Annotated in this window: 12 protein-coding genes; 8 read left to right on the forward strand and 4 right to left on the reverse strand. The window is 56.6% G+C overall.

Features of this window, described 5'->3' with window-relative positions:
- Positions 1–9 precede the first annotated feature (9 nt).
- On the reverse strand, positions 10–633 hold the full coding sequence (locus UH5x_RS18810; protein ID WP_482633322.1) for an HD domain-containing protein: 624 nt from the start codon (positions 631–633) through the stop codon (positions 10–12).
- 112 nt (positions 634–745) lie between these two features.
- Between UH5x_RS18810 and UH5x_RS18815 the strand changes: the two genes are divergently transcribed.
- The 7 genes from UH5x_RS18815 to UH5x_RS18845 all read left to right on the forward strand — a co-directional run bounded on the left by UH5x_RS18815 (position 746) and on the right by UH5x_RS18845 (position 9,439).
- A complete protein-coding gene (locus UH5x_RS18815; RefSeq protein ID WP_482633323.1) occupies positions 746–1,576 on the forward strand; it encodes a PhzF family phenazine biosynthesis protein in 831 nt (276 codons plus the stop codon).
- 11 nt (positions 1,577–1,587) lie between these two features.
- Positions 1,588–2,064, forward strand: a complete 477-nt coding sequence (locus UH5x_RS18820; RefSeq protein ID WP_482633324.1) for a GNAT family N-acetyltransferase — start codon at positions 1,588–1,590, stop codon at positions 2,062–2,064.
- Positions 2,065–2,305: 241 nt separating this feature from the next.
- Complete coding sequence (locus UH5x_RS18825; RefSeq protein ID WP_047812699.1) at positions 2,306–2,779, forward strand: MarR family winged helix-turn-helix transcriptional regulator; 474 nt, start codon at positions 2,306–2,308, stop codon at positions 2,777–2,779.
- Between the two features lie 242 nt (positions 2,780–3,021).
- Positions 3,022–3,645, forward strand: a complete 624-nt coding sequence (locus UH5x_RS18830; RefSeq protein ID WP_236695947.1) for a sigma-70 family RNA polymerase sigma factor — start codon at positions 3,022–3,024, stop codon at positions 3,643–3,645.
- Between the two features lie 31 nt (positions 3,646–3,676).
- Positions 3,677–6,022, forward strand: a complete 2,346-nt coding sequence (locus UH5x_RS18835) for a protein kinase domain-containing protein (protein ID WP_482636022.1) — start codon at positions 3,677–3,679, stop codon at positions 6,020–6,022.
- Between the two features lie 103 nt (positions 6,023–6,125).
- Positions 6,126–7,400, forward strand: coding sequence for a glycosyltransferase (locus tag UH5x_RS18840; RefSeq protein ID WP_482633325.1), 1,275 nt, complete (start codon positions 6,126–6,128; stop codon positions 7,398–7,400).
- A 260-nt stretch (positions 7,401–7,660) separates the two neighbouring features.
- Entirely contained in the window at positions 7,661–9,439 is a 1,779-nt protein-coding gene (locus tag UH5x_RS18845) for a LamG-like jellyroll fold domain-containing protein (protein ID WP_482633326.1), read from the forward strand.
- Positions 9,440–9,457: 18 nt separating this feature from the next.
- Here the strand turns inward: UH5x_RS18845 and UH5x_RS18850 are convergent, their stop codons facing one another.
- From UH5x_RS18850 to UH5x_RS18860, 3 genes are all read right to left on the reverse strand, one after another.
- Positions 9,458–10,132: a DUF4956 domain-containing protein gene (locus UH5x_RS18850; RefSeq protein ID WP_047812544.1), complete on the reverse strand. Its 675-nt coding sequence runs from the start codon at positions 10,130–10,132 to the stop codon at positions 9,458–9,460.
- A complete protein-coding gene (locus UH5x_RS18855) occupies positions 10,125–10,919 on the reverse strand; it encodes a polyphosphate polymerase domain-containing protein (RefSeq protein ID WP_047812545.1) in 795 nt (264 codons plus the stop codon). Before UH5x_RS18855 ends, UH5x_RS18850 begins: the two co-directional genes overlap by 8 nt.
- A 97-nt stretch (positions 10,920–11,016) precedes the next feature.
- Positions 11,017–12,957 carry a CotH kinase family protein gene (locus UH5x_RS18860; RefSeq protein ID WP_482633327.1) on the reverse strand — a complete coding sequence of 647 codons (1,941 nt, stop codon included), beginning with the start codon at positions 12,955–12,957 and terminating at the stop codon, positions 11,017–11,019.
- A gap of 210 nt (positions 12,958–13,167) precedes the next feature.
- Between UH5x_RS18860 and UH5x_RS18865 the strand changes: the two genes are divergently transcribed.
- A complete protein-coding gene (locus UH5x_RS18865; protein WP_482633328.1) occupies positions 13,168–14,352 on the forward strand; it encodes a prenyltransferase/squalene oxidase repeat-containing protein in 1,185 nt (394 codons plus the stop codon).
- The last annotated feature ends 43 nt before the right edge of the window (positions 14,353–14,395 follow it).

Genomic DNA, 14,395 nt, shown 5'->3' on the forward strand with positions numbered 1-14,395 from the left:
AAGAGGTGGTCAGTCGGCCATCTCGCTCATGAATTGAGCCAAGAAGGTTTTCATGAACTGTTCCCGGTCCGTCGCGATTTGACGGGCTGGATCGGTGTGCAGCAGGTCACGCAGTCGAAAGAGCTTTTGATAAAAGTGACCAGCACCGGTCTTTGGTCCGCTCAGATCACTGGGGTCATTGCCAGCGATGTGAAACGGTTGGCCGACGGTTGCTCCGTACTCGATCGTTCGCACGATTCCGATCGCGCCCAGTGCGTCGAGCCGATCGGCGTCCTGCACGATTTTGCCTTCCAGGGAAAGTTCTTCCGCGGTTTCGTGTTTTCGAAACGAAAGGTTGTCGACGATGTGGGCGACGTGCTCGATCGTCATGGGATCCACGTTGAGGTCCCCCAGGATTTCGCGAGAGAACTCGGCGCTGCGCTCAACTCCATCATGGAATTTCGCGTCACCGACATCATGCAACAGCGCCGCCAGTTCGATGGTGAAAAGGTCGCTTCCAATTTGCTTTTGAATGTCACAGGCTGTTCGATGGACACGCCGGACGTGATCGAATCCGTGCCCGGCCTGTTGGTCGGCCATTCGCTGGCTCACAATCTCGGCAACTCGCCGGGGGATGGTTTCAGAGTGGTTCATCACCGAATCGTAACCGGATACGAAGCCTGATCGTAGGTGACGGCGAACCTGGGTGGTACCAAATGTCTCGTGCAAAGTGTCCCGACATTCTCTCCTTCAAAAAATGAATCCCATGTCGAACAACGACCCTTTGATTTGGCAGGTGGACGCGTTCACCGACGTGCCTTTTGGTGGGAACCCAGCTGCCATTTGCCTCGTGCAGGAGTATCCGAGCGACGAGTGGATGCAGCACCTTGCCAGCGAGATGAATTTATCGGAAACAGCGTTCCTGGTTCCGTTGGCCGATCCGGCCGAATACCAGTTGCGATGGTTCACTCCCAATGTCGAAGTGGATCTGTGTGGCCACGCAACACTCGCGGCAGCGCACGTGCTGTGGGAACATAATCGCGTGGAAGAACGCGTTGTGATTCGTTTTCAAACCCGAAGCGGTGAACTTGCTTGTTCACGAAGTGCATCGGGGATCACGCTGGATTTTCCTCACGCACCCTTGTCGGCACTGGACGATTCGAAACTGGAATCACAACTGAAGGCGGCCATGGGGATCGAACAGGCTGAGGTTTGGAGGACACCGTTTGATCTGTTGATGGTGGCGGAATCGCGTGAGGCGGTGATGGGGTTGCAGCCCGATTTTTCATTGTTGACCGCCATTCCGACTCGTGGTGTGATTGTGACGGCAGCAGAGAGTGACGCTGATTTTGATTTCGTCTCTCGGTTCTTTGCCCCTGGCTGTGGCATTGAGGAAGATCCCGTGACAGGATCCGCACACTGTTGCTTGGCCCCGTATTGGGCGCCGCGTTTGGGGACCAACACCTTGGTCGGTTACCAAGCGTCTCGACGCGGTGGAAGGGTTCGATGTGAGGTTGTCGATGATCGTGTGCGTTTGACTGGCAAGGCAGTGACTGTTTTGGAAGGTCGTTTGAAAATCGAGATTTCTGGAAGGTGATTGAATTGAAGTTGCGTTCATTTCGAAACGAGGATGCTGTCGGATGCTGGCATCTTTTTCATGACACCGTGCATCGAGTGAATGGTCGGGATTATTCCCAGGAACAGCTGAACGCGTGGGCGCCGGAGGAGGTGGACCTGGAAGCTTGGACCGATCGGTTTCAAAATCGCGTGGCCTTGGTGGTGGAGTTGGATTCGAAGCTGATTGGATTCGCAGACATGACCCGCGACGGGCACCTGGACCGACTGTTTGTCTCGGCAGATCATCAACGACAAGGTGTCGCAAAGTTGATTTGGACCGGACTTCGCGAGCATGTTCGACGTTTGAACTGTGAAACTGTTTCTACCGAAGCCAGCGTCACCGCGAAACCTTTTTTTGAATCGGTTGGGTTTCAGGTGCGCCAGCGTCAGGAAGTGATTTGTCGCGGCGTCTGCCTGGTCAACTTCCGCATGCAATGGCGGGGGGACCAATTCAACGAGGCGACGTGAATTGGACTGCCGTTTCCTCACTGTCGGTACCATTGGAACCTCACCTGGTTTGGGAGGGGATTTCTGCCGGAGGAGGGGAGGATTCCTTGGCATTTTGGATGCAAGTCGCCGATTCATGAACCATGTTGTTGAAGTTGCTTCGGTCGTTTGCGAGCGAAGCATTTGGGGGCACCAGAACAATTTCAACTGCTTGGACGTGAAGGTACGCGCAGTTGTTGACGATTGCCCCAAGGATTCATTGATGACGCCGTCCTCTTTACGTGAAGAGCTCAAGAAAAAGGGGCCGTTCCAATCCCTCGAGCAAGAGGCCATGCTGGGGATTCTCCGTACCAGCGATCTGCTTGAAAATCGCTTGGCTCGCCTGCTGCGAAAGTATGGGCTGACGCCGTCACAGTACAACGCGATGCGCATCATGCGTGGCGAAGGCGAACCAATGCCTTGCTTGGAAGTCGCCGATCGGATGATCCAGGTGGCACCCGCAATCACCCGTGTGGTCGATCAATTGCTCCATCGAGAGTTGGTCCACAAAACGCAATCCAGCCAGGACCGCCGAGTCTTTTTGGTTGGTGTGACGGAGGAGGGCCTCGCCTTGCTCCGACAATTGGATGAGCCGATCCAGAATTTGCATCGCGAATTGTTGGGGCATGTCAGTGCGGAGGATCTTCAAACGCTGAATCGAATTCTGCATATCGCCCGTGGAAGTGTGTCGGAGTAGTCTTGCTTCGATGTGTGCCGACCGGTTGGGATTTTCTGTGACGGATCGATCAGGCACGCTCAAGACGCTCGGCACGGTTCATTTTGCGTTGAGGGTGGTTTGAAACTCCCAATCGATCCAACCTCTGATAAAGTTTCTTGTTTGAACGGCGGTTTTTTGGTTCAACTGCAACTGGTTCCAAGGTGCGGCAGGGTGTGCCACGAAATGGCGTCCATTCAATCGTGCCGCTGATTTAGAACAACATGACTGAACAACGTGACCCCGACGAAACTCAGACTCGGATTGCCAAGCTGATTGCCGATGCGCGATCGGGGGACCAAAACGCGTTGGGGGAATTGCTGGACAGTTACCGAAAGTTCGTCAAGTTTTTGGCGCGATCCGGTTTGCACCATCATTTGCAAGGCAAAGCCGATCCGTCGGATTTGGCGCAGGAGGTTTGTATTGCGGCGCATGAGAACATGGCCGATTTTCGCGGCCAAACGCCGGAGGAATTCGCGGGTTGGTTGCGAGGCATCCTGCAGAACATTTTGGCGATGCACTTGCGAAAGTACTTGGGGACAAAGAAACGCGATCCACGATTGGAGCAGAATTTGAATGCCAGTTTGGCGAACGCTTCCGGGTTCTTGCAATCAAAGATCGCCGCGGATGTGACCTCACCAAGTCAACACTTCGCTCGCAACGAAGCTTTCCTGCAACTGGCGGAGGCGATTGAGACGCTGCCTGAACACTACCGCGAGGTCATCGTTCTGCGTCATGTTGAAGGGATGTCTTTCGCAGACGTCGCGAAGACAATGGGAAAGAGTGTGGACAGTGTTGAAAAACTCTGGGTACGTGGACTTGCGAAATTGCGAACGATCATGACGTGAGTGTGTGAGAGGCCGAGCTGCAGACGACCAACTGAACGAAGAGGGAAATATGGCCACTTTCGATGAAACCAATGACAACGGCGTGGTCGCTGCGGTCAAGGATTACATGCAATTGCTTGATAGCGGGAAGGCTCCTTCGATCGACGCATTCGTGGCTGATCATGCCACCATCGAAGTCGAGTTGCGTCCGGCACTCGAAGGGCTGGCCATGCTCCATGGCGTCGGGGCACCGTCTGAGTCGCCCGTGAACGCGGTGGGGCCCGATGCCGAATTCACTGCCAAACCGATCGGTGATTTTCAAATCGTCGGTGAACTTGGCCGCGGAGGGATGGGCGTGGTCTACGAGGCCATCCAGCTCTCGCTCGGTCGCAAGGTGGCTCTCAAAGTGCTGCCGTTCGCCAGCGGTCTGGACGAAGTGCGTTTGCAGCGGTTCCGCAACGAAGCTCATGCGGCAGCGGCTCTGCACCACACCAACATCGTGCCCGTCTACGCCGTCGGCAGCGATCGTGGTGTGCACTACTACGCGATGCAGATGATTGAGGGACGCACACTGGCCGACGTGATCGACGAGATGCGGCAGAAGTCAGAGCAAGGCAAAACGGATGACACCGTGCCGTTCCGAGAAGAAGTAGGAACTGCTCCAACTCGACTGAACAACACGACTTCGATGGGCACTTCGCTGGGCACTTCGCTGGGACGGCGGCGGTACTACGAATCGGCGGTGCGGATGGCCTATGACGCTGCGATCGCAATCGAACACGCTCACCAGTACGGTGTGATCCACCGAGACATCAAACCGGGGAACTTGTTGATTGATGGTGCCGGCAAGGTCTGGGTCACCGATTTTGGTTTGGCACACATTGAGTCCGACACGAACAATCTGACTCGGACCGGCGATCCGATGGGGACGTTGCGGTATGCCTCGCCCGAACAAGCGTCTGGCAACCGAATGATTTTGGACCATCGCACCGACGTGTATTCGTTTGGTGTCACGCTATACGAATTGTTGACGTTACAGCCCGCCATTCAGGGCGAAGGTTTTCGCGATTTGCTCAATGCCGTGATCGAGGTGGAACCACCGTCTCCGATCTCAATCGCACCAAATCTGCCCACAGAGCTGGACACGATTGTTCGCAAAGCGATTGCCAAGCAACCGTCCGAACGCTACGCAACGATGAAGGATCTCGCGGATGATCTGCAGTGTTGGTTGGACGACAAACCCATCCAAGCCAAACCACCGACGGCACTTGAGCGATTGGCGAAATGGCGTCGCCGCAACAGCGGACTGGTCACTGCGGCCTTCGGAATGTTGTTCATTGCATCGGTTGCGCTGCTGGTGACGACGCTGTTGGTCTGGGAAGAACAAAGGAACACGAAACACGCCCTCGATCGTGTGACAAAAGAACGCCAGTTGGCCGAAGAGAGTTTTCAGCAGGCACGCGCCGCCGTGGATGCTTTCAGCACCTTGAGTGAAAGCGAGTTGGCTTATCGTGGTGACCTCCAAGACCTTCGCCGGAGCTTCCTCGAAACCTCTCTGTCGTTCTACCGAGATTTCTTGGAACTCCGTGCCGATGATCCTGCGCTCAAAAGCGATTTGGCACTGACGTCGGATCGCGTGGAAGCGATGGTGGAAGAGCTGCAGCTTCTTGAGAAAATTGGACCGCTGATGCAGTTGGCAGAAACCTCGGTTCAGAAAGAGTTGGGCATCGATCGTGAGAAAGCGGATGCAATCACGGAGGCCATCCGGTCTTTGCAAACGCAACGTCAGTCCTTGGCCAACCAGAACCCTGGGAATCTTTCCGAAAGCAACGAGGATATGACGTTGTTGCTCAACGCGTTCAATACTTTCCTGACTGGGAGATTGACCACGAGTCAACTTGAGCGGTTGCGACAAATCGCTCGTCAGCGACGGTTGCCATTCACGTTCAAATCCGCTGAGGTCGTCGCGGCGCTCAACCTCACAAGAGAGCAGCGTGCCAAGATCAATCAAATCATCCAAGAAACGCGACCTCCACGAGGAGGTCGATTCGACGACGGCCGCGGACCTCGGGATCACAACGACGGACGTCGCGGGCAAGGGCCTCGTGGATCAGATGGAATGCGAGGTGGTCCCGATATTGGGCCGGCTGTCGATGATCCACGGTCCCCTGGTGGTCGCCCTGATGAATTTGGTGGTCCGCCTGAGATGAATGGACCGCCTAGCTTTGGTTTTGGTGGACCTCCCGAGTTCAGCGGCCCCCCAGAATTCAACGGGCCGCCTCGTGATATGTGGCGGTCTGAGGCGACTCGGGTCACCGTGGGGCAGATCCTTGAGATCCTGACACCAGAACAGCGTGAGAAATGGGACGCCTTGATCGGCGACCCGTTTTGGCAATGATTTCCCGGCTGAGTGGATCGAAGATTGCCCAGTTTGACTAAAAGGTACCTGACACCTTTTTGGGAGTGACTAAAAGGTACCTGACACCTTTTTGGGAGGTTGAATGCGGATTTTGGTGCTGACGGTGGGGACGCGAGGGGATGTGCAGCCGTACGTCGCGTTGGCCGGTGGGCTGAAGGAGGCGGGGCATGTGGTGCAAATTTGTACCTGTCAGGTGTTCGAAGGGTTCATTCGCTCGCACGGGATCGACTACGCTCCACTGAACAATGACCTCCGCGATTTCATGGAATCCGATGAGGGACGATCGGCCATGGAAACCACCACCAACCTGTTTCAGATGGTTCGGGCTGGCATTCGGCTGATGCCGAAACTCACCGACATGATGCACCGCCAAGTCAACGAAATGTGGACGGCGGCGGAGGCCTTTGAGCCGGATTTGATTCTGTTCCACAAAAAGGCGATCGGCGCAGAAGATTTTGCCGAACGTCTCGGTTGTCGTTGTGCCCTGGCGTTTTATTTGCCGCTCTATGTGCCCACGGGCGAGTCGCCAGCGTTTGGATTCCCACGCTTGCCGCTCGGGCGTTGGTACAACCGCGCGACCTATCGCCTCATCGAATTCATCTCGCGTCGCAGTGGCGCTCGGTTCGTGGGAAAATGGCGGCGATCTCAAGGAATGGCGGCGAAGCGTCCAGCGTACTTTCGTCGCGCGGATGGCAGCCCGGTCGCCGCTTTGCATGCTTACAGCCCCTCCGTGATTCCAAGGCCCTGCGATTGGCCGGATCACGCGACAGTGACGGGTTATTGGTTCCTGGATGCATCGACCGAATTCATACCTGATCCAACCCTGGTGAAGTTTCTTCAACAAGGACCACCACCGATTTACGTTGGCTTCGGCAGCATCTTCGGACGCGATCCGCGAGCGACTGCGGAGCGTGTCATCGAAGCGGTTCGGTTGTCTGGTCAACGTGCGCTGTTGGCAGCGGGCTGGGGAGGCATGGACCTGAACAAGTTCGATTTGCCGGAGACGATGCTTTCCATCGATGCAGTTCCACATGATTGGTTGTTCCCCCGAGTCTCCGCGGTGGTTCACCATGGAGGCTGCGGGACCACCGCAGCCGGACTCCGCGCCGGACGTCGCACGATCATCTGTCCATTCTTTGGTGATCAACCGTTTTGGGGGCGTGTGGTTCAGGATCTCGGTGTCGGCCCCCAACCGATCCCACAACGAAAGCTGACACCCGAGCGGCTTGCCAATGCCATCTCTCAAACGATGGAGGATCGTGAGATGGAAGTCAGGGCGGACCAACTTGGCAAACAAATTCGATCGGAATCGGGCGTGCAGAACGCCGTGCGATTCATCGATGAACTGAGTGTTTAATCAGCTCACAGCGTTTACGTGGCATGGATCTCTCGATCGTTCCAACGCGTGTTGGATGGGCACTCTTGCCCGTCAGAGTTGTGGGTGTCGGCCAAGAGTGGCCAACCTACAACAAAATCAAGAGGCTGGTGAGCGAGGGAATGGACGTTACTCCCTTCCTCGCTGACGCTTCGGGTTATGATTGTGCGCTCGTTGTCGCGGTCCATTTTGGAGCTTTCGCGGTTGATCATTTCAGTCTCTCGTTGCTGCATCCCCTTTTGATGATCCGAACCCTTTTGTTGAGTCTGTTTGTCTCGGTTCCTGTCCTGACAGTCGCGAGTGAACCAGTGCGCTGGTCGGCTGATTCGGCGCGAGCGAACGTTGTCGCAACGCACGGCAAAGCGGAATTGTGTGCCGGGATCGAGGGTGAGAGTTGGTTGTTCAACGGGACAACGGTGCTGGAGCCACAAGACGCAGGCGACGTTTTGAAATCGGGGGAATATTCGCTCGTTGTTTGGGTGAACCCCTACCGCTTGGATTCTGGCCAACAGATCATCGCGGCCAAGAATCGTTATTCGTTGGATGAACGCGAGTGGTCGCTGATGCTGGATCGCAATCACCGATTCAGCCTCTATGTTCATCAAAATGGATGGCGAACCATTTCTGGTCCTGTGCCTGAACTCGGCCATTGGTACCAACTCTGCTTGGTGATGAAACCTGACCAGGTTGAGTTGTATGTCAACGGTGAACTTTCGGGATCGGTGAAGCTGGATCGGCCCGTTCAACCCACCGATGCGCCGCTGACGTTGGGGGGAGTGAACGACGACGGGATTGCCCGGCAAACCTGGTATGGCGCGATCGATGAGGTTCAGCTAATGCCCCGAGCGTTGTCGTCCAAAGAAGTGGCCGCGTCCTATCATCCGGTCGGTTTGGTTCATGATATTCCGACCCCTCCTCCACCGTTCCCACTGTGGGATGAGAACTCACCGTTGGCCCCGGCCAATGATCTGCTGGAAGTTGCCAACGTCGACTTCCATGTGATCAAAAAATGGGACAAGCCCCGCGATGGATACACGTTCTTGCACGGGGTCGCGTTTGCTTGGCATCAAGGGAAGTTGTTTGCTTCGATCGGTCACAACCAAGGGGACGAAAACACGGTGACCGAGGAGGCGCAGTACCGAGTGAGCGAGGATGAAGGAAAGACATGGGGGCCGCTGCAAATCATCGATGCAGGGGACGAGGACAACCTCGCTGTCAGTCACGGGGTGTTCCTCTCACACGGGCGAACCTTGTGGGCATTCCAGGGGGCTTACTATGGGCGGATGGACAACATTCACACGCGAGCCTATCTGTTGGACGATTCCACGGGGAAGTGGAAGTCACTGGGTGTGATCATTGAACAGGGGTTTTGGCCCATGAACCAACCCGTTCGGATGGGCGATGGCAATTGGATCATGCCGGGATTCCTTGGCAGGCGTTATTCGGGGGACGATGTGTTCCCGGCGGCGGTTGCGATCAGTCGCGGGGCTGACTTCACCCAGTGGGATTTGGTGAAGATTCCTGTGGAGCCCTCCGTTCATCGAATGTGGGGTGAATCCAGTTTGTGGGTGGACGGCCCAACCGTTTTCAACGTCGCCCGCTACGGTGGTGACGCCAAGGCTTTGGTCGCCAAGAGCGACGACTATGGTCGGACTTGGTCATCCTCGGCGATCAGCAACCTGCCGATGGCAACGTCCAAACCCGCGGCCGGTGTCCTGAGCAACGGCCAAAGGTACTTGGTCTGCACAACCGCTGCTAAGAACGGTGGCAAGCGGTCGCCATTGACCATTGCCGTTTCGCGTCCTGGCGAAAATGTGTTTTCCAAGGTGTTTGTCATTCGACGATCGATGAACGGGGGCGCGCCCGGTGAATCAGCCCCGAGTTTGAGTTTGTCGTATCCATGTGCGCTGGAACATGACGGCAAACTGTATGTTGGGTACTCCAACAACGGTGGTCGCCGTGCCAACCAGAACAGCGCCGAGATGGCTGTGTTGCCACTGGAGTCACTTCAGGTCCCGTGAAGTTTGGCCAGTCGGTGGTCAGATTGGTTTGGTGGCGACCGATTCGACAGTTGGGATCGCGTTCAGAGCAGCGATCAGTTGGCTGGCATCGGTGTCATCTTGCGGTTGATAGCGATAGACGAGTTCCAGCGACCCACCACGGCGAGCTGTTTCTGCAGAAAGGAGCTGGTAGCTCTTGGTCAGACGTTTCAGTTCGGCGTCCCAACTGCCGACGGAATGCAGGCCCACCTTGAGTGTCAATCGCCACTGGGGGCCATCTGTCAACGGCAGTTTTTTGGGCAGGGATGCGGAGCTTCCGCCGTTGAACTGTGTCGCCCAAGCGAGTGTGATCAAACCCAAGAACGAGACCCAGTATTGTCCGGCTCCGATCGCCATGCCGACGACCACCGCTGCCAAGACGAAGGCCACGTCTCGTGTGGAGGACACCGCGGCCCGAAATCGAACGATCGAAAGAGCGCCTACCAAACTGAATGCACGCGCGATGTTGTCGCCGATGATTTGGGTCGCCATGGCGATCAACACGCTCATCAGCACCAGGGTGAGCGTGAGCTGATTCGGCGAGTCGTGGGGCGATTTGATCCGCGCGATCAAAGCCACCACCCAGCCGCACAACCAAGCCAACGCAAGTCGTGTTGCCAGCGTTGGCAAGTTGGCATCCACTTGGGTGGAGACAGAAGGAAGCCATTCAGGCATGCGTCAGGGTCTCGTTTCGGGAATGCAAGTCAGCAGGTGCGGTGTTCGGAGTGTCAAACACTGGAACAGCCTGATCCAGGTTCCAACAGCGGATGGCGGCACGGTACTTGGAAAATCCTGTCACCGGAATTGGGAATTCACGCAGCAGTTCCTTGAAACGATGCGGCATGATTCGATGGAACTTCAGCTCGAGAATTTCGAGCGGCGTCGCTTTCACCCGTTGCGAACGATCTGACGAGGCGTCTTCGGATGCCACTTCCCACTCAGACGCTGGGCTGGCGTGCAGTTGGCTGTCGATGGTCAAACGCATGTTTTGACCTTGTTCAGTGCCCATTCGAGCGAATCGTCGATAGTGGACTTGAATGGTTGGGCGAAGTTGACGCTCAGTGGCTTGGTCGCAGAACCAATCGCCGAACCAAGGCGTGGAGGTGGAATCGTCGTCCTTCTGCTCTGGGATGTCATCCAGGCCAATCAAGGCCTGCAACACTTCCTGTTCGGGGCCAGCGGATCGAGTCTTTTGGACCTCGCTCTTTTTCTTGGATTTGCTTTCCAACCAAAGCTGAGCTTCGCGGCCATAACGTCGAACCCGATACTTCCGTCGCCCGATCACTCCGGTCTGATGAAACAGATCCAGCTGTTGAGTGTCCAGGTACAGCGTGTTGACGTCGTAGCTGTCCCCCGTTTCGCAGTGAGGGTCCGCGGCGAGATGTTGACGGGCCCACTGTTTGACTTCCGATGCCAAACTGGGATCCAGTTGATATTTCAGTTCGATTCGCTTGTCGTTCATGACTGGATTGAATGCTGGAAAATGATTTTTGGGTCGCAACGCCTCGCGGTCACAACAGGGGCTTCCGCGAGGCGTCGATTGCAATGACGTCTTGACGCTACTTCAGCAGGAATTCGCGACGCCCATCGGCGAAGGCTTTCAAGTTCATCGCACCATGGCCGCGGCTCGGTGCTTCCGATTGGCCGGAGACATCGGTGGCACTGGTCATCGCTTGGAATGATTCCAACGTTCCCAGTTTTCGCGTGTCGACTTCCAACAGCGGTTCGATCAATTCTGCTTGTGCCTGAACGAACGGGCCGATGGTCTTCCAGTCCAAAGAGTTTTCCGCGAGTTGGCGAACTTTCGCGAGGTAGGCATCGCGATACTGTGGGACTGCGAGCACTTTGCTGCGAAGCGGTTTGGTCGGATCTTCCAGGCCAATCAGCGGATCCAAACCAAGCGGAGACGTGGTTGTTTCGGGACCGGGACGGTTTGCATCGCGGGGACCGTTCTGGTTTGGGCCAGCAAATCCACGAGGTCGATCCGCATCACGAGGTCCATCTGCATCACGAGGCCCATCGAGTCCTCGGGGACCGCCAAACTCACCGGGGCCACCAAAGCCACCTGGTCCACCGCGTCCACGATCACCTCGCCCGCCCGGGCCACCACGACCTCCAGGTCCGCCGGGGCCACCAGGTCCGCCCGCAGCACGGAAGGCTTCGTTCATGTCGTGTGGGATGAAGTGGAACACGTCGTCTTTGTCCAGCACGATGCTGTAGTCACTCGCTCGGATCCAGTAGCCGTCCGAGTTGATCAAGGCATTGTCCAGAGCGAGGAACCAGAGCAATCCGTCGACGTTGACCATGGGTTCCAAGGCCGCGGGGAGTTCATTGGCTGGGGTTTGTTCGAGCACACGGCACAGATCGACCAGACGCTGAAGGTCTTTGTCATTGCCGGACTTTTGTTCGAAAGGATGGCGGTAGTTTTCCAGGTCTTCGCCGCGGTATTCCAGTCCACCGCCACCGCGAGGCGAACCGCTGACTTTCCAGCGTGCCCCTTTGGCACTGCCAAAGTTTCGCTTGACAAAGTCTTTGTTGAATTGCTCGACGTTGGTGTACACGCCCCAGTCTTCGCCGTTGATGACAACGCGAACGAAGTTGGCACGGGGAGCAGGAATGTGTTGGTTGGCAATGTGCGAGTACAGCACGGTGCTCATCATGGAATCGTCGCTCGCGCCGTTGAGCAGGTTCAGGGTTTTGTAGCCTCCGATCCGTTGGTCTTCGTTGGCCATGTCGACCGAGATGTTGAGCGATCGTTTGTAGCCTCGTGGGACCATGCCATACGACGAGGCACCTCGGAAGCTGATGCCGCAGTCGGGATAAGATCTGCCATCGATCGTAATCGTGGCGGGGACTTCGACGTCGGTGCTGTGGAAGGTCTCCATCTCTTCTTCCCAGTCATCTGTGCCGAAGTCCAAGAACACGGTGCGAACGATCTGAGGATCGTAAAGATCGCCGTCCACGGGGGTGACGGATTCTTTGGTGATGGTTTGTCCGGGCGTGGGCTCGGGACGATCACGATTCATTCCGGGAGGTCCACCGCCACGTTGGCCACGACCGCGACGGGCTTCGTCGCCTGGGGGGGGGCCGAAGTCGGATGGAGGCCCAAATCCGGGGCCCGGACCAAAGCCTTGTGGCGGACCGAATCCGCCACGGCCACCTTCGCCTCGTTCACGCCCTCCTTCGAGGCCGCGACTTTCCCCGGGACCACGTCCTTCCCCCGGGCCGCGAGGTCCACCAGGGCCACCGAAACCTTGCTGAACGGGGTTGGCGGCGAGAAATTCGCGAGCTTCCTTGCGCTCGGAATCGTTCAACCAAGCGTTGCCGTCCGCGTCAAATTTCTCGACGAGTTCTTGGTCGGGTTGGTCTGGACCGCCGGGGCCACCAGGACCCATTCCAGGCGGTTGAGCTTGGATGTTGGGCGAACAACCGAGGCCGCCGATCAAGGCGACTCCAGAGAACAGCAAGGCTGCGGGGCGAACGAGCGGGAAACGGAGCATTCGAGATACCTGGCGAACAAGACTGGAGACCACGGGCAGAAAGCCTTCACCAGACCAGTTGTGTTCCGGATTCGAATCCGCCGCATAAAACGCGAAAAAGTTTCCAATGAGAAACGAGCGGCCACGAAGTGGCTGGCACATCCCTTGCTTTGGAAAGGCATCCGGCAAGACAGAGAGCGTTTCCTCCCCTTCGATCACTGAGAAACACAAATGCTTTGGGATTCCAATCCAGCACGTCACACTTCCGCTCGCCGGAAATTTCGCCTCGGTCGCCGGGTTTTTGTCACAACCTGTGCGGCAGCGATCATCAGTTTGCCCGCTTACGGCCAAAACGCCGAGTCGACGGCGGGGAATCAACCGATCAGCAAAACAGAGCAGCTTCGCCAGCAGATCGTCGACAAGGGACTCGCCTTCCTCGCCAAAGAGGGGCAGTCCGAGCAAGGGACTTTCTCGGACAAAGTTGGTCCAGGCGTGACGGCGTTGGCGATCACATCGGCGCTGCGGAACGGCCAGTCGATCGATGACCCGATGGTTGCCGAGGGATTGAAGGCACTCGAAGGCTACGTCAAACCAGACGGCGGCATCTATGGCAACGGGCGTCTGAAAAACTACGAGACTTGTGTCGCGATGGTGTGCTTCGCCGAAGCCAACAAGACCGGCAAGTACAACGAGATTCTGAAGCGAGCCAAAGGGTTCGTGACCGGAATCCAATATGGCTCTGGAGCCCGTGACCCATCCGACCCCTGGTACGGCGGCGTCGGCTACAGCGGTGCTGGACGACCTGATTTGTCGAACACCGCGTACATGATCGAAGCCTTGCGTGCCGTGGAAACTCCGGCCAGTGACCCTGCGATTCAAAGTGCGTTGGTGTTCATTTCGCGATGCCAGAACTTGGACAGCGAGTTCAACGACACGCAGTTTGCCAACAAGGTTGATGACGGCGGGTTCTACTACGAAATCCCGACGACCAAGATTGACCCGAGCACGTCGGAAGAACGCTTCACCCCCAACGGCGGACTTCGCAGTTATGGCTCGATGGGATACACGGGGCTCAAGAGCATGATTTTCGCCGGTCTGACCAAGGAGGATCCTCGTGTCAAAGCGGCTCAACAGTGGATCCAGGATCACTACAGCGTCGAAAAGAATCCCGGCATGGGAACCGCCGGTCTGTATTACTACTACCACACCTTCGCGGCCGCACTCGATGCAGCAGGACTAAAAACCGTTGCCGATTCCGATGGCGTAGAACATGACTGGAAGGCCGATTTAGTCGCTGAGCTAGCGGAACGTCAAAACGAAGATGGGTCGTGGAGCAATGACAACCAGCGGTGGTTCGAAAACGACAAGAACCTTGCGACCAGCTTTGCGTTGATGGCGTTGGGGCACTGCCAGTGACTTTCCGTTGAAGCAAAGCTTACTGACGAATCGATTGCAATCG

This window comes from Rhodopirellula sp. UH5 (assembly GCF_056839225.1).